26 protein-coding genes and 1 riboswitch are annotated in these 22,501 nt (G+C 48.1%); of the genes, 10 read left to right on the plus strand and 16 right to left on the minus strand.

The genetic code is table 11. The features are described from left to right. Positions 1-181: 181 nt before the first annotated feature. Together KNO73_RS06755 and KNO73_RS06760 are read left to right on the plus strand one after the other, a co-directional pair. Positions 182-1,159, plus strand: a complete 978-nt coding sequence (locus tag KNO73_RS06755; protein WP_012726821.1) for an NAD(P)/FAD-dependent oxidoreductase — start codon at positions 182-184, stop codon at positions 1,157-1,159. 62 nt (positions 1,160-1,221) lie between these two features. Continuing rightward, a complete protein-coding gene (locus tag KNO73_RS06760; protein ID WP_078147247.1) occupies positions 1,222-1,659 on the plus strand; it encodes a GNAT family N-acetyltransferase in 438 nt (145 codons plus the stop codon). A 9-nt stretch (positions 1,660-1,668) separates the two neighbouring features. Here KNO73_RS06760 and KNO73_RS06765 read toward each other — a convergent pair whose 3' ends face one another. Then, positions 1,669-2,523: an NAD-dependent epimerase/dehydratase family protein gene (locus KNO73_RS06765; protein ID WP_214687066.1), complete on the minus strand. Its 855-nt coding sequence runs from the start codon at positions 2,521-2,523 to the stop codon at positions 1,669-1,671. Between the two features lie 127 nt (positions 2,524-2,650). Between KNO73_RS06765 and KNO73_RS06770 the strand changes: the two genes are divergently transcribed. After that, positions 2,651-2,890 carry a hypothetical protein gene (locus KNO73_RS06770; RefSeq protein ID WP_047795133.1) on the plus strand — a complete coding sequence of 80 codons (240 nt, stop codon included), beginning with the start codon at positions 2,651-2,653 and terminating at the stop codon, positions 2,888-2,890. A gap of 30 nt (positions 2,891-2,920) precedes the next feature. Here KNO73_RS06770 and KNO73_RS06775 read toward each other — a convergent pair whose 3' ends face one another. Next, complete coding sequence (locus KNO73_RS06775) at positions 2,921-3,277, minus strand: HesB/IscA family protein (protein WP_074036395.1); 357 nt, start codon at positions 3,275-3,277, stop codon at positions 2,921-2,923. Positions 3,278-3,375: 98 nt separating this feature from the next. After that, positions 3,376-3,518: riboswitch (FMN riboswitch) on the plus strand. Positions 3,519-3,681: 163 nt separating this feature from the next. On the opposite strand from KNO73_RS06775, the gene KNO73_RS06780 reads away from it, so the two are divergent. Both KNO73_RS06780 and KNO73_RS06785 read left to right on the plus strand, forming a co-directional pair. After that, positions 3,682-4,269, plus strand: a complete 588-nt coding sequence (locus KNO73_RS06780) for an ECF transporter S component (protein WP_012726825.1) — start codon at positions 3,682-3,684, stop codon at positions 4,267-4,269. 69 nt (positions 4,270-4,338) lie between these two features. Beyond that, positions 4,339-4,911 (plus strand): nucleotidyltransferase family protein, encoded by a 573-nt coding sequence (locus KNO73_RS06785; protein ID WP_215112238.1) that lies wholly within the window; start codon positions 4,339-4,341, stop codon positions 4,909-4,911. 40 nt (positions 4,912-4,951) lie between these two features. Here KNO73_RS06785 and KNO73_RS06790 read toward each other — a convergent pair whose 3' ends face one another. Both KNO73_RS06790 and KNO73_RS06795 read right to left on the minus strand, forming a co-directional pair. Then, entirely contained in the window at positions 4,952-6,163 is a 1,212-nt protein-coding gene (locus KNO73_RS06790) for a NupC/NupG family nucleoside CNT transporter (protein ID WP_078147251.1), read from the minus strand. Between the two features lie 204 nt (positions 6,164-6,367). Then, positions 6,368-6,604, minus strand: a complete 237-nt coding sequence (locus KNO73_RS06795) for a YuzB family protein (protein ID WP_012726828.1) — start codon at positions 6,602-6,604, stop codon at positions 6,368-6,370. A gap of 98 nt (positions 6,605-6,702) precedes the next feature. Between KNO73_RS06795 and KNO73_RS06800 the strand changes: the two genes are divergently transcribed. Together KNO73_RS06800 and KNO73_RS06805 are read left to right on the plus strand one after the other, a co-directional pair. Beyond that, entirely contained in the window at positions 6,703-7,758 is a 1,056-nt protein-coding gene (locus tag KNO73_RS06800; RefSeq protein WP_012726829.1) for an NAD(P)/FAD-dependent oxidoreductase, read from the plus strand. A 242-nt stretch (positions 7,759-8,000) separates the two neighbouring features. Then, positions 8,001-9,431, plus strand: coding sequence for a S8 family serine peptidase (locus KNO73_RS06805; RefSeq protein WP_214730446.1), 1,431 nt, complete (start codon positions 8,001-8,003; stop codon positions 9,429-9,431). A 91-nt stretch (positions 9,432-9,522) separates the two neighbouring features. On the opposite strand, the gene KNO73_RS06810 is transcribed toward KNO73_RS06805, so the two are convergent. Next, positions 9,523-10,809 (minus strand): globin-coupled sensor protein, encoded by a 1,287-nt coding sequence (locus tag KNO73_RS06810; RefSeq protein WP_215112239.1) that lies wholly within the window; start codon positions 10,807-10,809, stop codon positions 9,523-9,525. Positions 10,810-10,978: 169 nt separating this feature from the next. Then, on the minus strand, positions 10,979-11,284 hold the full coding sequence (locus KNO73_RS06815) for a YuzD family protein (protein ID WP_078147257.1): 306 nt from the start codon (positions 11,282-11,284) through the stop codon (positions 10,979-10,981). 129 nt (positions 11,285-11,413) lie between these two features. Between KNO73_RS06815 and KNO73_RS06820 the strand changes: the two genes are divergently transcribed. Then, entirely contained in the window at positions 11,414-11,641 is a 228-nt protein-coding gene (locus KNO73_RS06820; RefSeq protein WP_012726833.1) for a NifU family protein, read from the plus strand. 19 nt (positions 11,642-11,660) lie between these two features. Here the strand turns inward: KNO73_RS06820 and KNO73_RS06825 are convergent, their stop codons facing one another. Together KNO73_RS06825 and KNO73_RS06830 are read right to left on the minus strand one after the other, a co-directional pair. Next, positions 11,661-12,440, minus strand: a complete 780-nt coding sequence (locus KNO73_RS06825) for a TIGR01457 family HAD-type hydrolase (protein ID WP_215112240.1) — start codon at positions 12,438-12,440, stop codon at positions 11,661-11,663. A 4-nt stretch (positions 12,441-12,444) separates the two neighbouring features. Further along, entirely contained in the window at positions 12,445-12,888 is a 444-nt protein-coding gene (locus KNO73_RS06830; RefSeq protein WP_214683913.1) for a DUF86 domain-containing protein, read from the minus strand. A gap of 158 nt (positions 12,889-13,046) precedes the next feature. Here KNO73_RS06830 and glpX point away from each other — a divergent pair, with 158 nt between their 5' ends. Further along, entirely contained in the window at positions 13,047-14,027 is a 981-nt protein-coding gene (gene glpX / locus KNO73_RS06835) for a class II fructose-bisphosphatase (protein ID WP_078147260.1), read from the plus strand. 44 nt (positions 14,028-14,071) lie between these two features. Here the strand turns inward: glpX and KNO73_RS06840 are convergent, their stop codons facing one another. The 8 genes from KNO73_RS06840 to KNO73_RS06875 form a co-directional block, all read right to left on the minus strand. Continuing rightward, entirely contained in the window at positions 14,072-14,743 is a 672-nt protein-coding gene (locus tag KNO73_RS06840) for a DUF975 family protein (RefSeq protein ID WP_214683912.1), read from the minus strand. A gap of 102 nt (positions 14,744-14,845) precedes the next feature. Then, on the minus strand, positions 14,846-15,151 hold the full coding sequence (locus tag KNO73_RS06845; RefSeq protein WP_078147262.1) for a hypothetical protein: 306 nt from the start codon (positions 15,149-15,151) through the stop codon (positions 14,846-14,848). A gap of 158 nt (positions 15,152-15,309) precedes the next feature. Beyond that, a complete protein-coding gene (locus KNO73_RS06850; protein WP_078147263.1) occupies positions 15,310-15,678 on the minus strand; it encodes a YutD family protein in 369 nt (122 codons plus the stop codon). 48 nt (positions 15,679-15,726) lie between these two features. Next, positions 15,727-17,067, minus strand: a complete 1,341-nt coding sequence (locus KNO73_RS06855) for a bifunctional metallophosphatase/5'-nucleotidase (protein ID WP_251024863.1) — start codon at positions 17,065-17,067, stop codon at positions 15,727-15,729. A gap of 15 nt (positions 17,068-17,082) precedes the next feature. Further along, on the minus strand, positions 17,083-17,928 hold the full coding sequence (locus KNO73_RS06860) for a DUF72 domain-containing protein (RefSeq protein WP_047795123.1): 846 nt from the start codon (positions 17,926-17,928) through the stop codon (positions 17,083-17,085). An 11-nt stretch (positions 17,929-17,939) separates the two neighbouring features. After that, positions 17,940-19,121 (minus strand): MFS transporter, encoded by a 1,182-nt coding sequence (locus tag KNO73_RS06865; RefSeq protein ID WP_078147265.1) that lies wholly within the window; start codon positions 19,119-19,121, stop codon positions 17,940-17,942. Between the two features lie 105 nt (positions 19,122-19,226). Further along, positions 19,227-20,546 carry a branched-chain amino acid transport system II carrier protein gene (brnQ, locus tag KNO73_RS06870; protein WP_214683908.1) on the minus strand — a complete coding sequence of 440 codons (1,320 nt, stop codon included), beginning with the start codon at positions 20,544-20,546 and terminating at the stop codon, positions 19,227-19,229. Positions 20,547-20,750: 204 nt separating this feature from the next. Next, positions 20,751-21,023 (minus strand): acylphosphatase, encoded by a 273-nt coding sequence (locus KNO73_RS06875; RefSeq protein WP_214683906.1) that lies wholly within the window; start codon positions 21,021-21,023, stop codon positions 20,751-20,753. 92 nt (positions 21,024-21,115) lie between these two features. On the opposite strand from KNO73_RS06875, the gene KNO73_RS06880 reads away from it, so the two are divergent. Next, on the plus strand, positions 21,116-22,498 hold the full coding sequence (locus tag KNO73_RS06880; RefSeq protein ID WP_159562598.1) for an alanine/glycine:cation symporter family protein: 1,383 nt from the start codon (positions 21,116-21,118) through the stop codon (positions 22,496-22,498). The last annotated feature ends 3 nt before the right edge of the window (positions 22,499-22,501 follow it).

Consider the following 22,501-nt stretch of genomic DNA (forward strand, 5'->3'; position numbering starts at 1 on the left):
CTATTCTTGTTCAACATCTGTTCACAATTGCTTCTGTTTCATTGTACGCTCTTTAAATTGAATTCTCAATGGAAAAGCTTATCTTCTTGAATTTTTTTTGAAAGTGTTGCATGTTTGTACTGAATGGATTTAATTCAATAAACTCTCTATAATAGATGTATACGCTTTGAGGAGGAATTCGATGAAGACGACGAAAGATGTAATCATCATCGGTGGCGGCCCGGTCGGACTGTTCACCGCATTTTATGCAGGCATGCGCCAACTCGATACGACGTTGATTGAAAGCTTACCGCAACTTGGTGGTCAGTTGTCAACGCTCTATCCTGAAAAATATATTTATGATATTGCCGGTTTCCCGAAAGTAAAAGCACAGGACTTGATCGATCAACTAAAAGCTCAGGCTGACCAGTTCGAACAAGATTACCGTCTCGGTGAAACGGTGGAAACGGTCGAACGTCTCGAGGACGGCACGTTCGTATTGACAACAAATAAAGAAGAATATCATACGAAAGCCATCATCATCACAGCCGGAAACGGTGCCTTCTCGGCTCGTCCACTCGGGCTTGATGGCTGCGAAGATTATGCCAACCTTCATTACTTTGTCGACAACATGGAGAAATTCCGTGATCGCCGTGTCATGATTGCCGGCGGTGGCGATTCAGCCGTCGACTGGGCACTCATGCTTGAAGGAATCGCAAAAGAAGTCCACATCGTTCACCGTCGTGACCGCTTCCGTGCTCATGAACATACGGTAGAACAGATGAAGGCATCGACGATTAACGTCCTCACGCCTTATAACATCGAGTCACTGTCTGGTGAGACACACATCGAATCTGTCGAATTGACAGATAAGGATGGCGAATCAAAAATCGTTGAAATCGATGATTTGATTTGTAACTACGGATTCGTTTCATCGCTCGGTCCAATCAAGAACTGGGGAATGGAATTCGAGAAAAACACAATCCGTGTCGATTCACGTATGGAAACGACCGTTGCCGGCATCTTTGCTTGCGGTGATATCGCGACATACGAAGGGAAAGTAAAATTGATTGCGACCGGTTTCGGTGAAGCCCCAATCGCCATCAACCAAGTGAAACAGCTCGTGGATCCGACAGCTCGTCATCCGCAACACTCGACATCTGTATTTGCTGGGAAATAAACACTGAACCCCTGTCGCTCCCATGCACAGGGGTTCAGTTTTGTCTTGCAAGGGAGGTTAACATGAATATAGTCACAACAAATACAATTACCAATAAAATGCGCGATGAACTATACACGATCCATCAAGAGGTTTTTGGAGATATAAATCACTTTCATCAAAAGTTAATACGTAAAACAAATTTATTTTTTACTTTAGCGATTATTGACAACGAGATTCATGGCTACAAGATTGGCTATCCTCTCAATGAAGATTGTTTTTATAGTTGGATGGGAGCCGTCAAACCTGCTTCTCGTAATCTCGGTATCGCCTCACGGTTAATGGAGACACAGCACGAATGGGCTAAAAATCAAAACTATAAATCGATTGAAACAAAGACGATGAATCGTTGGCGACAAATGTTACTCTTAAATATTCGTCATGGTTTCGATGTCAAAGCAGTCAATATAGATAAAAATGGTCGCGAAAAAATCCTTTTGCGAAAACAGCTCAATGTTTAACAAAAAAGGTTATTTTTTGAGCGTCTGAATGATGACCCGGTCAAGCCAGTCATCGAGTTGCGTGAACACGAAGCCCGCCTTCTTCGCCTCAGCAATCGACATATAATAGTCGACATCCGAATCATACGGCGACGAGTCTCCATCTTTTATAATATGGACGGGTTTTCCGACGTGTTGGCCGATTCGCTCCATTAAAGCACCCATGGAGATGAGCCCGTCACTTGCAGCGTTGAAAGGACCGGTCACGTTCGCACGTCCCACCCATTCTAAAAATGCTGCTGCTTCCGCACTCGAGATGAAGCCCATCTTCGCTTCCGGGTGATGCAAGACAACCGGTTCCTCGTTCCGGATTGCATCTACATAAAACTTCAACCGGTCTGTATAGTCATCCGGACCTACCACGATCGGTAATCGTACGGTCGCCACCGGGAAAGAGGCGCGATGGAAGAAGAAAGATTCCGCCTCGCGTTTCCCTTGTCCGTAGTCATGTTCGGATTCAAGATGATATTCGTAATGGAGCGGATTGAAGTCGCTCTCTTTCAGGTCAGGCCCAGGCGCGTAAACCGACATCGTCGACGTGAGCACATATTTTCCGACTTTGTCCATGAACGCATCCGAGGCGATTTTTGCCTGATACGGAGTAAAACAAATGTTGTCATAGACGAGGTCGTACCGTTCACGTGCCAAGTCTTTCATCGTCGCGACCGATTGCCGGTCCCCTTTGACAGACCGAATCCCTTCAGCCTCCGGTACCTGTAGTTGCCCCCTCGTCACAATCGTCACATCGTCCCCTGCTTCAGCAAGTCGCAATGCGAGCCGTTTTCCGAAATAACGTGACCCTCCGAATATCAATACTTTTCTCATAACCCTGAATCCTCCCATTTGTAATGACGTCCCTATTCATTTTCCCTTCAAAGAAACAGACTAATCTACCACTTTTACACGTATTCTTGCTATTCTAATAAGTAAAGACTTGTTAGGGGGCTCGAATATGCACCAAATCATGTTAGAAAAAGGTTGGACGTATGAACTACCACCACAGTATGCGATCTATCAGAGCTTATCTGATTTCAGTCGTTACTCTGTCCTCGACCAAGAGGAAGAGAGTGTCTGCTCATTCCGCATCACGAATGACACATGTACAATCACAGGCTTTCGGCCTTGGCAACATCACATCGAACTCGACGTAACTGCAAAAGTCATTCGGTTGATTTTGACAGAAGAAGAATAAGAACCGATCGCACCCACGATCGGTTCTTTTTTAGCACTCCCCAGGCGTACCTGCATTCGTCGCTGTCCGGAAACTCGAACCGCAACCGCATGTTGCAATCGCATTCGGGTTTTTAATTGTGAAACCGCCACCGAGCATTGATTGCTTGTAGTCAATCTCAAGCCCATCGACGACCCCGTGATCGACTTCTGCGACGATGACGCGGACGCCGTGATGGTCGAATTGAATATCTTTATCCGTCTTTTCCTCATCAAAGCCCATTCCATATGAAAGTCCTGTACATCCGCCACCTTGAACTTTCACTCGCAAATATTGTGCATCCGGGCGTTCCGTCTGTTTCATCATCTCTAGCACTTGAAGTGCGGCTGACTCTGTTAAATGAATCATCTGAACTCCTCCTCATTTTATCTTCAATTCAAGTCAATTGACTTGTCATCTTGTAGATTATCTTGTATAACTAAACTGTAACAAAAAAAATTAAATCGTTCCATCTTCGGGGCAGGGTGAAATTCCCGACCGGCGGTATTGAAGAATATATTCTTCTCAGCCCGTGAGCGAGCAAGGCGTTGCTTGCTGATTTCGTGAGATTCGAAAGCCGACAGTATAGTCTGGATGGGAGAAGATGGCGGCATCCGACCGATATCCGGATGTTTTCTTTGACGTGGACTTTTCCACCTCGGAAAACATCTATTTCGTATGCGCGTAAACTCTCCCGATTGTCTTCATTGCAATCGGGTTTTTATATGCGACGGATGCCATTCATCGAGGAGCGACCTAAAGGAGAGATTCTGATGAAAACTACGCGCAACAAACGACTGACAACAATGGTGACTTTGGCGATGCTCGGGACGATCTCGTTCGTACTCATGCTATTCAACTTCCCGCTCCCATTTTTACCGCCATTCCTTAAAGTGGACTTTAGTGACATTCCTGCACTCATTGCCGGAATCGTCTTTTCCCCACTCGCAGGAGTCGTGGTCGTCGGTTTGAAAAACGTCTTGTACTACGTCTTTAACGGTGGCGGTGTTCCAGTCGGGGAAGTCGCAAACTTCTTCGCAGGTGTCGCATTCATGTACCCAGTTGCCTGGTTCTACCATAAGCGCAAGTCAAACAAAGCACTCGCTTCTGGATTACTTGCCGGTACAATCACAATGGCTCTTAGTCTCGCCATCTTAAACTATCTCGTCATCTTGCCAGCCTACGCCTTCTTCTTCGGAATGGCAGACATGGCCGACCCGGCGGTGAAAACGGATCTTGTCCTTTACGGGATCTTACCGTTCAACTTGATTAAAGCGATCTTGATCAGCGCGCTCTTCGTCCCACTCTTCTTGAAATTGAAGCCGTGGATCGAACGTCAACGCGTACAACTTCAAGCATAATCGATATACGAGCATCTAGGCGTTGCCTAGGTGCTTTTTTTAACCATATTGTAAGGAGGGGTATTCATCATGACAGACGAACAGGATTTGGTTCATTTTCTAAAACAAGACGCCGAGCTCATAAAGCTTCTCCACGCCGTCGCCAACCTCGATTTACCGGATTGTTGGATTTGTGCGGGATATATTCGTTCAAAAGTCTGGGACCACCTTCACGGATACGAAACATCGACTAAAACAGATGATGTAGATGTGATTTATTTCGACCCAAACCAACCAGAGGAAGCAGTCGAAAAACAACTCGAAGAGCGATTATTCCGCCTCATCCCCGATGTACCTTGGTCTGTCAAAAATCAAGCGAGAATGCATCACGTCAACAACCTTCCACCCTATGCCTCATCGGTCGATGCGTTGGCACATTTTCCTGAGACCGTCACCGCGATCGGGGTACATCTTCAATCGGATGGTTCCCTCATCCTCGCTGCCCCACACGGCATTCACGACTTGATCAACATGCACGTTATACCGACACCACCCTTTGATTCGAACTCTTCAAAGCATCCCATCTATCTGGAGCGGTTGCAGCAAAAGAACTGGTCCGCCAAGTGGCCAAACATCACCATACATACATCCTTCTCATACTAAAAAACGCAACCACCGAAGTGATCGCGTTTTCTTATACCGATTAAAGAAGAAGTCCAGCCAATGTAGCTGACATCAAGTTTGCAAGCGTACCTGCAAGAATCGCGAGAACACCCATGCGTGCGATGTCACCACGACGGTTTGGCGCCATACCACCAAGACCACCGAGAAGGATCGCGAGTGACGAGATGTTTGCGAAACCACAAAGTGCGAATGCGATCATCGCTTCTGAACGAGCTGACAAATCACCAGAACCGATGATTGGAGCAAACTCAGAGAAAGCAACGAATTCGTTCAAGACTAGTTTTTGACCGAGGAAGCTACCGAATTGTACAGCATCCGCCCATGGTACACCAATCACGAATGCAAGTGGCGCGAAGACGTAACCGAGAATCAATTCGAGTGACAAGCTATCAAATCCGAAGAGTCCACCAACTGAACCGAGGATCAAGTTGACGAGCGCAATCAATGAAACGAATGCAAGAAGCATCGCACCGACGTTCAAGGCAAGGAAGAGACCGTCAGAAGCACCACGTGCCGCTGCATCGACGAAGTTCGCCGCTCTGTCTTCTTCATCTTCTACAATCTCGATGTCGTCATCGTACTCTTCTGTTTCTGGTACGATGATTTTCGCGAATAAAAGACCTGCTGGCGCTGCCATGAAGCTCGCTGCGAGCAAGTATTCGAGTGGTACACCGAGTGCTGCATAACCTGCAAGTACAGATCCGGCAACCGATGCGAGTCCACCGACCATGACTGCGAAGAGCTCAGACTGTGTCATTGTAGGAAGGTACGGCTTGATGACAAGCGGTGCTTCCGTTTGACCGACGAAAATGTTCGCTGTTGCTGAAAGTGACTCTTTACGTGACGTACCAAGTGCTTTCGCAAGGGCAGTACCGAGGATACGGATGACCCACTGCATGACGCCAAGGTAGTAAAGCAATGCGATTAATGATGACATGAAGATGATAATCGGAAGGACTTGGAATGCGAAAACGAAGTTGTCGCCACCGACTGCTGTTCCGAATACGAAGGCAATCCCGTCACCCGCTGTGTTCAAGACAGCTTGAACCCCATTTGAGATCCATTCAAGCGCCTTACGTCCCCATGCCGTATATAAGACGAGGAATGCAAATGCGAATTGAACAGCGAACGCTGCCAAGACCGTGCGCCATTTGATGGCTTTACGGTTGGTAGAGAAGATGTAAGCGATTGCAATTAGTGCCAAAATACCAACCACACTCATGATTTTCATTGATGTTGTGCTCCTTTCATATTAAACAAAACCAATTATATGTGTCATACCCGAAAAGAGATGTGTCCTACCGTTTGAAACGCTTTCTTTTTATCGTTGTTAAACGTCAGACAACCTACATTCGAACCTCTTAGAATATAACATCCCTCTTTTTAAAATGCAACGGGTGAAATAAAAAAGTTTGAGGTCATTTCCTCAAACTTTTTACCATGCCATCTCTTCGATTTTTTCATACACCTTCGTCACGAGCTCTTCTGGTGTTTCACCCGTCACCACTTCCCCGTCTACGAGGCAAAAGAGATCAAGGGAACAGACACCACAATAGCCTGTACAGCCATATTCGACCACATCAAGATCAGGGTCGGACTCTAATTTAGCCCGGGCAATTTGTGAGCCCATCGCCAAATTCGAAGCACAAAATTCGATGATCGGATTCATCATATATGTCACCGTCTTTCTTTACGTGAATTATCGGAAAATGGTTCTTCTACGGCAGATTATAACATGATACAGTTGAAGAGTAACAAAGGGGGATTATTATGCGCAAATTAGTCGTCTTAGGAGGCGGTTACGGGGGAATGCGTGTGATTGAGAGAGTACTTGGACATCAGTTACAAGACATCTCGGTCACGCTCGTCGATCGCTTGCCTTATCATGGATTGAAAACTGAGTATTACGCACTGGCCGCAGGAACGGTCTCGGACCGCGATATTCGCATCGACTTTCCGGATGAAATCGATTACATATACGGACAGGTCACGGACATCGACACCGAAGACAAAATGGTTCTGCTCGCGAGTGGAGAAAAAGTGCCCTACGACGACCTTGTCATCGGATTAGGGTGCGAAGACAAATATCACAATGTCCAAGGGGCCGCCGAGTTCACGTACAGTATTCAAACACTTGAAGAGTCACGTAAGACACAACAAGCAATCAATGGTCTACGACCAGGGTCGGTCGTTTCTGTCGTCGGTGCCGGGCTGTCCGGTGTCGAACTCGCCAGCGAACTTCGTGAGAGCCGACCTGATTTGACGGTCCGTTTATTCGACCGCGGACCATCCGTCCTGTCTTTCTTATCTAATCGTGTTTCGATGTACGTACAATCTTGGTTCGAGGAGCACGGCGTCGAAGTCATTAACAATGCCAACATCACACGTGTCGATGCTGACGGACTATGGAACCACGAAGACTTGTTCCCATCTGATTTGACCGTATGGACGGCCGGGATTCAACCGGTCGCTGTTGTACGGAACCAAGGTTGGGAGCTCGATGGAGGCGGACGTGTCAAATTGACGGAACATCACTTCGTTCCTGGACTGCCGGACGTGTTTGTCGTTGGTGACAATGCGAGCTTACCGTACGCACCGTCCGGACAACTCGCCGAAGCCCAAGCCGAACAGATTGTCCAAGTCTTGCTTTGCAAATGGAAAGGCGTCAATTATCCAGAATTACCCGACATCAAACTGAAAGGGACGCTCGGTTCCCTTGGGAAGAAGGCAGGCTTTGGGGTGTTTATGGGGAAACAATCACTCACTGGGAAAGTAGCCCGACTATTAAAATCAGGTATCCTTTGGAAACATAAAGTCATTAAATGAGTATATTGCGAACGAGCCTCCATGGCTGGTTCGCTTTTTTGATTTGTTCATCTGTAATTTCCATTCATTTCTCTTACAATTGAGCCAAAAGTCTTGTATCTGAATCCCCTGTATCCTTATCTAAATATTCAGATATTTAATGCCATTGGCGTATTCTACACGTTGGCAAAACTTGTTACTCTATGGTCACGGCAGTTGGACATCCCGTCATCTTGCCTACATACCTTAAAGGAGGAAACAAGTTGAAAAAAATCTGTAGCTCCGTCCTCGCCTCATTGCTCGTCTTGTCAACCGTACCTGGGGGCGCGGATGCCGCCCCAAATAAAGAGAAAGAACGCGTCATCGTCGTCTTCAAGAAGTCGGCAAAGAAAATCCCCCTTTCCATCGATGGCATGGAAGTTCGCCAACAGTACGCGAACATTCCAGCCGCCGCACTCGAAGTACCAAAAGCCGCATTGAACGGCTTGAAAAACAATCCACACGTCGCACATGTGGAAGTGGATCAAACGGTACAGATTGAGAATCAAACACAAGACTGGGGAATCCCCAAACTAAAAGCTCCTTCATCTTGGCAAAGCGGATTCACTGGGAAAGGTGTCAAAGTATCCGTCGTTGACACAGGAATCTCGGCCCATCCTGATTTAACAATCGCTGGCGGTGCCTCATTCAGCACGGTCACGAGTTCGTATGCCGATGACAACGGTCACGGTACTCATGTTGCTGGGATCATCGGTGCACGGAACAACAGCATCGGAACGGTCGGGATTGCACACGAAGCAAGCATTTACGCCGTCAAAGCACTTGAGGCGAACGGAAGTGGTAGCTTATCGAGCATCATCGCCGGGATTGACTGGTCGATCACAAATGATATGGATATCATCAACTTGAGCCTCGGGACGACGAGTCCATCGACGACGCTCCAACAAGTCGTCGATCGTGCCAACAACGCGGGCATCCTTGTCGTCGCGGCAGCGGGTAACAACGGTCGTACCGATGGGTCGGGTGACCTCGTCAACTATCCGGCTCGTTACAGTTCGGCAATCGCTGTCGCTGCAACCGATATCAACAACAACCGCGCCTCGTTCTCGGCGACAGGAAGTACTGTCGAAGTGGCAGCACCTGGTGTCGGCATCAACTCGACCCTCTCAAATGGGGGCTACGGCCAAATGAGCGGAACATCGATGGCGACACCTTATGTGGCGGGTAACCTCGCGCTCATGAAGCAAGCCTTCCCTACGCTATCGAGCACACAACTCCGTACAAAATTGTCACAAGATTCCATCGACCTCGGTGTAGCGGGTCGTGACACATGGTTCGGGAACGGACTTGTCCAAGCCCCTACTGCTGGTGGTACGACGCAACCTGTCCAAGCACTCACGACGACAGTCTCGACATCGAAGTCATCGTACTATGCGGGTGAAGTCGTCTCGATTTTTTCGTCCGTACGTAATTCGAATGGTCAAGCGGTCGCAAACGCCGATGTTCGTGTGACGGTCACACAACCGAACGGTACTACGCTTGTCGGTACAGGCAAGACGAATTCATCAGGAGCCATCACATTCACACTCTCGACGAATTCTTGGTCACAACGCGGTACGTATCAAGTGAAGTCTGATGCGACGCTTAGCGGCTACACGGCTGGTTCAGCGACGTCATCGTTCCAGCTTCTCTAAACGAAAAAGTCGAGCGCATCGCTCGACCTTGTCGATCGACGAATCAAGTCGTGTCATGCGACCTGGTTCGTTTTTTTTATAGTTTGCCTACTTATAATCGTTGCGCGGTATCCATCAGCTGTGTCGAAGACGTCGCAATCTGGGTCGTGGCACGCTTGAGTTCGGCTATTGATTCCACAATCTCATCGATATCACCGGCAAGACTCCCCATCTGCCCGTCAGCATGCTCCGAATCACCCGAAATTTGGAGGAAGGCATCCGTCACTTCATTGATCCGTCCCATCGTCTGCTTCATCTCTTGCTCGGTCGATAAGACGCGGCTCGAAGTCTCTTCCATCTGGTTCGTGAGACGCTTCACCAAATCCTCCACCTCTTCTGCCGCTTGTTTCGATTGACTCGCGAGCGTCCGTACCTCGGAAGCGACGACTTGGAATCCTTTCCCTTGCTCGCCTGCCCGTGCTGCTTCAATCGCGGCATTCAAGCTAAGTAGGTTCGTCTGGTTGGCAATTTGTTTGACCGAATCCGCAATCGTCATGATCTCGTTCATCAATCTTTCGAGCGCCTTGATTTCCTGAGCTGAATCGGAGAGGTCACGCGCGATTTCATCAAGGCGTCCCGCCTCCGACAAAATCGTGTCTTTCCCACTCACTGAAGAGTGAAGTACCGTCCGTAGCTTTGTCTGCGTGAGTGAACTTGAATGCTTCATATCATCTGCCCGCTCATTCATCGACTGAAAACTAGCCATGACTTCTTGTGAGAGGGCGGCCAAATCTTCACTCGCCTGCTGAATCGTTTGACTGATTTCATCTTTCACGTGTTGCATCTGGTCACGAACGACGTCTGCTTCATCGTCAAACATCTCGAGCACGATTTGTTGCTCGAAGTTAAAGATTTTCGAGACGGCCATCATCAACCTCATTTTCGAGTCCGCATCGAGCTGCTCATGTTGAATCGATAAGACGAGCGTCTCGAATATTTTTTGGAAGGCTGCCATATACCACTTCCCTTTTAGATCGATCAGATAATGACGTTTGGCGATGGCGAGACGTCGATCAATATATGCTTCATTCAACTTTCCTTCAAACATTTCCATAATATGATTGGAGAGAGTCAATTTTAATTTGTCCGAAGACGAATGTTGCCGAATCAAATCTTTCATCTCGTCAATCTTTTCGAGCTCTTCATAAAACACATCAACTAACTGAGGTGTCAGTTGACGTAATTCCTGTTGATAAGCACGCAAATAGGCAAGATCTTCCCGTTCGAGACGAATCAACTGACGTTGTCGTTCCAACCCACTTGGTAAATCAATCAGCAAGTGCTCCATTTGGGACGAGGTGTCTAAATGGATCGGCATATTTCGTTTTCGGGCAAACATTGAACAGTCCTCCTTCAGTAATGGATTCATTTTAATTTTCAAAGTATTATAAATGTTATACAAGTTATGTTCAGCTTAGCCCGGTAGACAAAAGTTGTAAAATCTTTTTCTGAATTATAGGTAAACAAAAAAACGAACCTTGCAACCGCATGGTTCGTCCACCTGCTCACTATTCTATATGATTAACGGATCCTTGTTTTGCTTCAATCGCCGCATATACTTTTCGTAACTGAACGACCCCTTCGTCAATCACTTCCCCATCGAGCAAGACGAGCGGATAAAACCATTCATCGTCTTTAAGTGCCTGCGCAAACTCGTCCTCACTCTGTTCGAAATCGATATACTCGAAAGAAAAGGACTGTTCCGGATACTTGCGTCCCAGCGCATTTTGCAACCATTCATACGTCTCAGTCGAACTCGGTGCACCGACGCAGCTGGCACATTGAACTTCTGCCCCATACACTGTAATTTTCATCTTCATTCCCCCTCGAAACCATTATACAAAAATCTTACCCACTCCCGATGACGAAACGCTCAGCGTAAATGATTGAGAAACACTCTCAAACTTGCTAGAATAAAGTAGAACGAGAAAGGGGTAGATACCATGGAAATGTTTGATCAAGTCCAAGAAGTGCTCGATAAATTGCGTCCGTTCTTGCTTCGTGACGGCGGAGACGTCGAACTCGTTGATGTCGAAGAAGGCATCGTCAAGCTCCGTTTGATGGGTGCTTGCGGCAGCTGCCCGTCTTCAACAATCACGCTAAAAGCCGGTATTGAGCGCGCGCTCATCGAAGAAGTACCAGGCATCGTCGAAGTAGAACAAGTATTCTAAACAAAAAGGGAGACATTCGTCATCCCTTTTTTTCATGCTTCCATTCATCTAAACTCTCGACCATATAAGTCGGGAGTTTTTCTTGCTCCTGAACAAAGGCTGGACCGTGTACACCTGAGTTGACGTGAAGTGTACGGATTCCCCCGTCGATTCCGAACAGAATATCCGTATGATAGTTATCCCCTACCATCACGACATCTTCTTTCGTCAATCCAATCATGTCGAGTGCGATGTCAATCATGACCGGTTCCGGCTTCCCAATGAAGAACGGTTCTTTCTCGGTCGTCACCGTCAACACGGATGTGAGCGATCCATTCCCCGGTAAGAACCCACGTTCTGTCGGAATGGCGATATCCCCATTCGTCGAAATGAATCGGGCTCCTGAACGAATGGCGATTGCCCCTCGCGCTAACTTCTCATATGTGATGTGACGGTCTAGACCGATGACCACATAGTCTGCTTTCGGTTCGTCCGTGACGTGGAACCCACGAGATTCTAGGGCGAGGCGGAGTCCGTCTTCGCCAATCATATAAACGCTTGCCCCCGGAGACATCTTCTCAATATAAAAAGCCGTCGCCATCGCACTCGTCAAGACGTTCTCTGCCTTCACATTTGCCCCCATTGAAATCAACTTATCCGCAATCTGCTGTTGTGTCATCGAGGCGTTATTCGTGACGAATAAGTATGGGACGCCCGTAGCTTCTAACTCGTTTACAAAATCGACAGCAGCTTGAACGGGCTCTATTCCTGCATACATCGTACCATCTAAATCAAACAAATATCCTTTTATCGGTTCCATCCAATCACTCGCTTTCTGGCAAGAATGCGGACACCGGTCCAAGTTCGACCTCTAAGTAGCGACGAACTTGCGTGGAGAACGCTATGAAGTCTTGTTTTGACGTCTTCACCCATTCATCGAAGCGTGATGCGTCTGCATCGACGAACTCACGGACATAGTATGCACGCAATCCGACGAGCGCCTTGGTGGCATTACCTGTCTTCTCATCGAGCACGCGTTCATCGAGCAGAATGTCGACAATATCCTCATAGCTACCCGGGTCTCGCATGATGAATCCGTCAATCATCGAGTTCCCTACGTCGATGACCCCTTCTATCAGGAGGACAGCCATTCGTTGTTTCGCAAGTTCTACTGTGAACGCATCCCCCGTCAATTGATCAGTGCGCGCTAACATCGTTTCCATTTGTTCCAGTGTCTGATTAATCTTCTCTCTATTCACAAAATACATGATGATCCCCCCTGCTGTTAATACTAATGCTTTTTCGGTCAGGAGAAAAGAATCTGTCCTATTTACATCATTTATAAAATTGTGATACACTAATCAACGGATTTAAGCCGTAAAAAGTATAACACATTTAATAGAGATAACGTGGAGGGTACAACACTATGGAACGTGAATTAGCATTAGAAATCGTACGAGCAACGGAAGCCGCAGCACTCGCATCTTCGAAATGGATCGGACGTGGGCAAAAGAATGAAGCCGATGACGCAGCTACGTCAGCGATGCGCGAAGTTCTCGGAACAGTGAACATGGATGCGACGGTCGTCATCGGAGAAGGTGAGCTCGATGAGGCACCGATGCTCTACATTGGGGAAAAACTCGGTACGACGTTCGGTCCGAAAGTCGACATCGCCGTTGATCCGCTCGAAGGTACATCCATTGTCGCAAAAGGACTCGGAGATGCGATGGTCGTCATCGCTGTGGCGGATGAAGGTGCCCTCCTCCACGCACCAGATATGTACATGGATAAGCTCGTCGTTGGGCCGAACTTAAAAGGAAAAGTCTCGCTCGATGAACCACTCGAGTCGATCATCGAAAAAGCAGCAAAATATAACAATAAACGCATTGAAGAAGTGACGGTGATCATGCAAGACCGCGATCGCCACGAACACCTTCGCCAAGCCGTCATGAACGTCGGCGCACGCGTCAAATTGTTTGAGGATGGCGATGTCTCGGCCGGAATCGCAGCTGCCGTCAAAACAAATCCGATTGATATTTTCATCAGTACAGGCGGTGCTCCTGAAGGCGTCATCACGGCTGCAGCTGTCAAAGCGCTTGGCGGAGACATGCAGGCCCGTCTTCACCCGATGAATGAAGAAGAATCTGCACGCGTCATCTCGATGGGTATTGTTGATCCGCTCCAACTCCTCACGCTCGACGACCTCGTCAAGAGTGATGACTGTATCTTCGCCGCAACAGGTGTCACGTCAGGTGAGTTGCTCGATGGCGTCAAATTCTTAACAGATGATATCGTCGAGACGACATCACTCGTCATGCGCTCGAAGACACGTACGATTCGTAAAGTCGTGGCCGAACACCACTTGTCGTTGAAACCATACTTACAAAAAACTGAAGTCAACGCCTAATCAAAAACGCCTTGCTCAATCATTTGAGCGAGGCGTTTGTTTTCTTAAAATCCCTGTTCTGTTCCGTGCACTGGCTCATTCGAATCAACTTGCTTGTCTCGAATCGAATCGTAGAACGTCGCGTACGTCGTCGAGAAGTAAGGTCCGATGAAGAAGAATCCGATCCCGAGCGTCAAGATCCCGACGAGGAACCAACCAAAGAAGGACAAGACGAGCATGAAGGCTTCCATCTTGTGCCCATCCATGAGACGACGTGATTCTGTGATCGACTCGAGTGCCGAAAGTTCAGGCTGGTCGCGCAAAATGTACGGTGTGAGTGAGTACGAGAAGGCTTTGATGATTCCCGGTACAATCAACAACAAGGTCCACAACACGATAAAGAGGCTCATGACAAAAGACGTGATGACATGTTTGAAGTAACGTGTTTGGAACGGTTTGAACATTGTCGAGAGCGAGGCACCCTTTTCACGTGATACGCCGAGTGCGAGCCATGACCAACCGATGGTGAGTGGTGCAATCAAGATTTGAAGAACGGTCGACACAAGACTTAACGTGGCGTCTGTCGATGTAAGGGGCGCTGTCGAATTCGGATCAATCTCAGGCGCGAGCGACTGGGGAATCCCGTTGATGATGACGAACAAGAGTGCCAATCCGGCCATCAACCACCATTTTCCTTTCAAGGCGTGTCGTGCATGTTGTTTCCATTCAGATCTCATAGTAATCCATCCTTTTTCGTAGTCTTTCTATTAGTGTACGTGAAAAGGTGACCATACGTTTCAAAAAACATAAAAAAAGGGAAAGGAATTTTTCCTTTCCGCTTAGCGAATCATCACATTGCCTAAAAAGAACTGAGACATGGACAAGATCAACAACAGCACCCCGAGTGATAACACAAGGTGAGATGTGACTTTGAAGACACGGCCTCGCAAGAACGAATGGCCATATTCAAAGCGACGGATGATCAACACATGAACGAGTTCAAATAGAATGACTGCCGCCGTAAAATAAAAGGTCATCATGATATGGAAACCAAAAAAGAACATGGCCAATATCCCGAGTCCGAAGTTATGAATTCGATTATGGACGTCATCCCGATCCCCGACGGTCGTTTGTACATGTTGCATCCAAATCACCTCACTATCAAAACCAAAAAACGACGAAACTATCCTTAATGACAATTTATCACATTTTTCCAACCTCAAAACCGGAAGTCACGACTTTTTACCTAAACGAAATATTTGGAAATCAAATGTAATAAAAAAAGTGCTGACGGCTCAGCACTTCACACTTTTGATTCATCGGTCTTGTTAAACTTACGCTTCAACTTCAGTTTTTGCTTCGTTCCCCCAAAGACGGGTCCACTCTCTTCTTCGTTGATTTCCGTTTCTTTTTTCAAAACGAAATAAGGACATCCAAAGTTGCAATATTCGTATACGTAGTCCATCACGTGATCAATTCGGTTCTCATAGGTCGCCAATTTAGATTGCGGTTCATAGAATCCCTTCAATCGCAACTGACCATGCCCCCAATCACCGACGATGTAATCGTACTTATCTAGCACGTCACTATATCGTGCGATAAACGCCTCTTCATCGAACCCGTCCCGTTTTTCTTCCAAGACGGTATATCCGTGGCGATTCACTCGAATCATCGCTCCCACCTCCACTCTGTTATCATAGCATGCCCCCGTCGATGCGCTCTATCCTTTTCGAATCACTTCATGACGGGCGACGATTGTTTCTCGTAATACATCCCGCAGAAGTTCGGGCATGAAATATCGCTTCGGTTGGTCTGCCAAATAAGGAAGGAGCGGACCGAACGTCAACATATCGACCGTCGCGACGCGATATGTCCGATTTAAATCCAATCGTTCCCCCATTACATATGTCTGACCGTCCCGCTGTTCGATTTGATAGAGACTCGGTTCTCCGAGAACGGTACCTCTGAAGCCGAGACCTCTGACATGCATACTCGTGAACGTTTCTTCATTGGCATCGTGAAGGAAACGCGCCAACGTCTCCCCGTCCAATGTCAGCACACAAGGATTGATTGGATGCGGACAGATCCGATGCAACATGTTGAGTGTCACCCCACCCGGCGCCAGTCCTTCTAGCACAACGCCAGATGGGATGATCCCCACATCCGCCGCACACCATTCGACCATGCCTTCGACGAGCAGGTCGCCCAGTGGAGAAGGACCGAACCAATCAGAGGCGTATCCATCCGTCTCCGCAATCGTGACATCCAGAAGGCGTTCGGCATCTGCCCCATCTGTATGCAACAAGGCCAATGTGTCCGGACTATCCGATTGCTGAGACAGTTCATGAAGGCGCGCTTCTTTCGACACGATTCCTGACTCGCCAAGCGTCAGTGTGACTTCTCCGACGTACTTCCCATACTTTCCGGCTTGTGCAATCAAAACACCGTTCGTCATCACACCTTCATCTAAGACGTGATGTGTATGCGCACCGAGAATGACGTCGATTTCAGGAAACCTTTCAGCTAATCGCTCATCTCCAAAGAACCCAAGGTGACTGAGCGCGATGATGACATCACAATGCGCCAACTGTTTCAACGCTCGCTCCGCCGCATCGTAAGGCGATTCAATCTGCCAGCCAAGCTCTGGGTATAACTCTTCATATGGAGCGGTCACACCAAACAGGCCGATCTGGAAACCATCTTTCTCAAGAACGAGCGTCTCATCGACCCAATTCGGTCGTGACCCGTCTGCTTCATATACATTCCCAAGTAAGATGGGAAATGTCGCTTCGTCATACAGTTCGGCCAGCCAATCATGAGGAAAGGTAATCCCTTCGTTGTTCCCGATGGTGACGGCTGTCGGACGAAGTCGCTCGAGCAAACGAACATTCAACTTCCCACGTGTCACTTCCGTCGCCGGATGGGTACGGTCGGCATGATCCCCTAAATCAAAGTACAGCGTGTCGTCCGTCCGATGTTCTTCTAGAAATGAAACAAGTTTCGGCCATTGGTCGAACTTTGAATGAAGATCGTTGTAATGAAAAATAGTCAGTGTCGTCATGGCCATCCCTTCCTTCTAAAACAAACTGATTTGTCTCGGTGCGAGTTCATACTCGAGGCCAAGGATCTCAATGAGTCGCTTCGCATTCGGTGCCGCATCCCCGGCCGAGTTGTTGTTAAAGTATACATACACATCTTTCGCTTCACGGTCAATCTCACGAAGTGAGGTCGCCAATTCTTGCAATTCTTCCTCGCTATACCGGTACAGACAGCGAACATGCCGCCATTCTTGACTCGTCATTCCAGGTTTTTTGAGCCATCCTGACGTATTGCGTCCATGCAATCGAACGACCGCAACATCAGGATGTGTCACGACCGGTACGAACGGGATGCTGCTCTCTTTCGTTTGCGGTTCATCGCAAATCGTGTTGATGAACCGCTGCTCCTTCAAAAATTGAAGCGTCCGGTCCCGGAACGCTTCTGAGAACCAGGTCGGATTGCGAAACTCGATGGCAATCTCGTAATCTGACAGCTCGGCACGAAGCGTTCTCAAATAATCCAGGTGTGGCTTTGACACATCGAACCACGGCGGCAATTGAACGAGCACAGCCCTTAATTTCCCCGCTCGTTTTAACGGATCGACCGAGACGCGATAACGCTCAAACAGTTCAATCAAAGGCGTTTTCGGCTCACGATCATGTCCGCTCATTTCCCTGGAAACTTTCACAACGAATTGAAAATGATCCGGTGTTTCCCCATCCCATTTTTCGAAATTTTTCACCGGTTGAATCGCATAGAAGGTCGAGTCGACTTCAACAGTCGGAAAATGTCCCGCATATGTCGATAATTTATGTTTTCGTTCTTCTGGGGTCGTATACAGCAAATCGTGGTCACCCCATCCGGTCACACCTACATAGATCATAGCGTCCTCCTTTACGATTCTGAAATGGCGGCCGCTTTCCGTTTCGACCAGTTCCATGTGCCCATGTATGTGACGAGCAATAGGACGAGTCCCATCATGAACGGATAGCGCATATCAATATCAAAGGCGATTCCCGCCAATGTCGGCCCTAAAATATTCCCAATACTCATATAAGCGTTGTTCATCCCCATGGCAAGACCTTGCTCGTTTCCTGCAAGTTTCGACACGAGCGTGTTCAACACCGGTCGTAAAATAGATGTCGATAAGAAAATCACGAGTGTCACTGCGAAGAAGAGCATATACGTACCAGCGAACAAAGATAACAAGAAGCCGAATGAGGCGAGCGCGATGAAAGCAAGTACGACCTTGGTCTCACCCAACCATTCGACGAGACGGTCCACCGCAAACAATTGAACGATAACACTCACAATCCCTGTTCCGGTTACCATGATGGCAATTTCCTGTGGTGTCGCACTGAACATCTCGCTGACATAGAGTCCGAGTACCGATTCATACGCCATCAGACCAAACGCCATGACGAGGTTGATGACCAATACGAAGAAGTATGGTTTTCGCGTCGACATGACCAGCTGTGTCGGTAAAGATTCTTTTATTTTTGGTGCCACGTACGGAGCACGGTCCGGCTCCTTAAGAAGGAGTACAGACGAAATGACAGCGACGAACGATACAATCGCTGAAACGAGCAACGGTGTCTTCAAGCCGAATTCAGCAAAAAAGCCCCCAATCCCTGGTCCGACCACAATTCCAAGCGACATTGCCGCGGAAATATAACTGTTCCCTCGAGCTCGTTGCTCGAGTGTCGTGATATCTGCCACATAAGCGAAGATGGCAGGAATCAAAAGCGCTGCACCAACACCCCCGATGGCACGAGAGATGAGAAGAATCGTCAAATTATCTGATAGATAGAAGACTCCCATCGAGATGGTGAATCCAATCAGACCGAGAATGATCATGAGTCGGCGCCCGTAGACGTCTGCCCATTTCCCGGCAATCGGTGACATGACGAGCTGGGCACCCGCAAATACGGAAATCATGAGTCCGGCGGCTGTCCCTCCCTCGCCAATCATCTTTAAGTAATCCGGAATAATCGGGATGATAATCCCAAACCCGGCGACGGCGATAAACATGTTCAACATGAGAATCGCCAATTGATTTTTTTGTTTTGTCGTCAACGCATGTCACTCCCTTTTCATCTTTCCATTTTACTGTTTGAGTTCACATCCAGGCAAACAATTAAGACAGAAAAAACCCATCCTTGACCAAAGGATGGGCGAGACTTATGAGATGCGTGATTGAGCGAGTGATTCTTGTGACGTTCCCTTCGGAAGAAGAAGCGTGATCGCATAGACGATCATCGTCGGAACTGCCCAGGCAAGTCCGATATCCGCCATTGGTAAGTTTCCAATCCAAGAAGTAACCGCAGAAGGCTGGATGCCGTTCCACGTTTCAAAGAACGAGAGAACGAGCGCCGTATAAATTGTCGCTTTCATCGCCACACCAGGGTTTCGTTGAAGACGTTCCGTCACCGATACGAGCACGAGTGCGATCATGACCGGATAGAGGAGCGTGAGAAGCGGCACGGCGATTTGAATCAACGAACTCAAACCGACGAGTGAGATCATGAATCCAAACAACGTTGTCGCGATGACGACATGATGATATTTGAGAGAATCAAACTGGTTGCTGATGAAGCGTGAGAACTCTGAGATGAGGCCAACTGCTGTCGTCAAACAAGCGAGGAAGACCGCTAATCCGAGTGCGAGCATTCCGACTTGTCCGTAAGACGTACCTGCGAACGCTTGGAGAAGGCTTGCGCCACTCGTCGTTCCTTCTGCGACTGTCATATTCGCACCGATTGAAGCGAGCGAGATATAGACGAGCATCAAACAGGTAACGGCCACCATGCCTGCAGAGCGAAGAAGCGAAGACGCTTCTTTTTGGTCACTCAATCCATTAGCTTTCAACGTGACGAGGACAATTGCCCCAAAGACGAGGGCCCCGAATACATCCATTGTCAAATAGCCTTGTTGGAAACCTTGGCCGAGTGCACCCACCCATGTCTCAAATCCTTCCGCTGGAGCTCCCGGTTCCCCGAGAGGCGAGATGAGGTTTGTGATTCCAATCGCTACAAGCAAGAACAAGAGGATTGGTGTGATGATGCGCCCGATGACTTCAATCAACTTTTGAGCACGAAGCGTCAAGAAGAACGTCAACCCGAAAAAGACGGTCGAACTCATCGCGAGTGTCAAAGTAGAGGGAGCATCGAGAAACGGGACGAGTCCCATTTCATACGTGACGGCAGCCGTACGCGGAATTCCGAAGAATGGTCCGATGGCTACATACATCAATCCTGTCAAGATAAGCGCGAGACGCTTTGGAATATAACGAGCAATTTGGTCTGTCCCACCGCCGACCCGAGCGACTGCGAACAAAGCAAGAAGCGGTAAACCGACACCCGTAATGACGAACCCGATCATCGCCGGTACGAGGTTTTCCCCCGCCAAGGCGCCGAGCTCTGGTGGGAACAGTAAGTTCCCGGCCCCAAAGAATAAAGCAAAAATCGTAAACGCTAACGGGAACAATGTCGATTTTTTCATACAACTACCTCCATACACTTGATATTCCGAACGACTTAACAAAAAAATAATAACTAAATTTTCTGACAATATATCGCTTGGTCTATTTCATTATACACACTTCCTATCGTTTGACCACCCTATCTCCAAAATTCGAGGTTTAATTTTTTGAAATGTAGATTTCACAAAAAAATCTCCCTTTCATATGCAGGGAGATGTAAGCGGTTAATAGCGTATGTCGAACGAGCGAAATTCCTGATCGTTCGCTTCCGTCTCTTCGATTCGTTCGACACCGACAAAGCGATTGCCATCTTTCAACGCCTGCTGGAAAGCATCTACCTCATTCGCCGTTCCTTCGACATGAAGTTCGACTGTCCCGTCACTTAGATTGCGCACCCATCCTTTGATGCCGAATCGTTGCGCGGTCTCCTGTGAAAAATATCGAAATCCGACACCTTGGACGCGTCCAGATACAATCAAACGTTTAGCAACTCTCATTCTATTTTCCTCCTTTATTTTGTCAAAGATGTTTAGAGGCCCTTACTTTAGGAAACAGTATTTAAGTAAAATAATGGAATTGGAGTGGTTATATGAATGAATTTATTACTCTTGTCACGAACGTTTCCGACTGGCTTTGGGGCGTACCGATCATCTCGTTACTCGTCTTGTCCGGTATCTTCCTCACTATCAAGCTCGGTTTCTTTCAGTTTCGTTACCCCATCTACATATTCAAGCAAACATTCGGCAGCATTTTCAAAAAGCCGAAAGGTGAAGGCGACATCAGTCCGAGACAAGCGTTGACGTCAGCCCTCTCTTCAACAGTCGGGGCCGCGAACATCATCGGTGTACCTGCAGCGATTATGTTCGGGGGACCGGGTGCCATCTTCTGGATGTGGGTCATCGCTATCATCGGCATGGCCATCAAGTTCTCAGAGAGCGTACTGGCCGTGCACTATCGTGAGAAGAATGATGCCGGCGAATTTGTCGGGGGACCGGTCTACTACATATCAAAAGGACTTCGTTGGAAGTGGCTCGCGACGTGGTTCGCCTTCGCCCTCATGATCGAACTCATTCCGAGTATCATGGTACAAGGAAACGCTGTCAGCTCGGCAGTCCGTGAGACGTTCAATGGGAACACGCTCATCACGGGGATTGTCGTCGCTATTCTTGTGGGCATCATAGTCTTTGGTGGACTGAAGCGCATCGCGAAAGTCACCGAGATCGTCGTCCCTGGCATGGCACTCGTCTATGTCGGAGCCGGACTCGTCATCGTCTTGATGAACTTCTCTGAGATTCCAAACGTTCTCAGTCTCATCTTCTCGTATGCATTCGAGCCGATGGCCGCGTTCGGTGGGTTTGCCGGTGCCGCCGTTGCTGAGACGATTCGTTGGGGCTTCGCCCGTGGACTCTATTCAAATGAAGCCGGTCTTGGAACGGCACCGATTGCCCACGCCGCGGCACAGACGGACCATCCGGTGCGCCAAGGGTTCTGGGCCGTCATCGGGATCGTCATCGATACGCTCATCATTTGTAGCACGACCGCATTCGTCGTCTTGTCTTCAGGTGTCTGGACGGCAGACGGAGCGATGGATGACCCAGCAGCGTTGACGACGATTGCTTTCAATGAATACTTCGGTTACACGGGAAGCTTACTCGTCACCATCTCACTCATCTTCTTCGTCCTCTCGACCATTATCGTCATCATCTTTTACGGCTCGCGACAAGCCGAGTACTTATTCGGTTTGACGGCAGGAAAAATCATGAAGGCCGTTTATATCGTCTCGATTGTCATCGGTTCGATTGGAGGCGCTCAGATGATTTGGAACTTCCTAGACTTGATGCTAGCGATGATCCTCATCCCGAATATGATTGCCGTCTTGCTTCTAAGTGGTGAAGTGAAACGATTGACAACCGAGTTCTTCACATCCGAGAAGTATTACAAGAAAGATATCGCCGAAGAAGAGGCGTCTTAACCA

It is taken from the genome of Exiguobacterium sp. s83 (assembly GCF_018617095.1).
Classification (GTDB): Bacteria; Bacillota; Bacilli; order Exiguobacteriales; family Exiguobacteriaceae; genus Exiguobacterium; species Exiguobacterium profundum.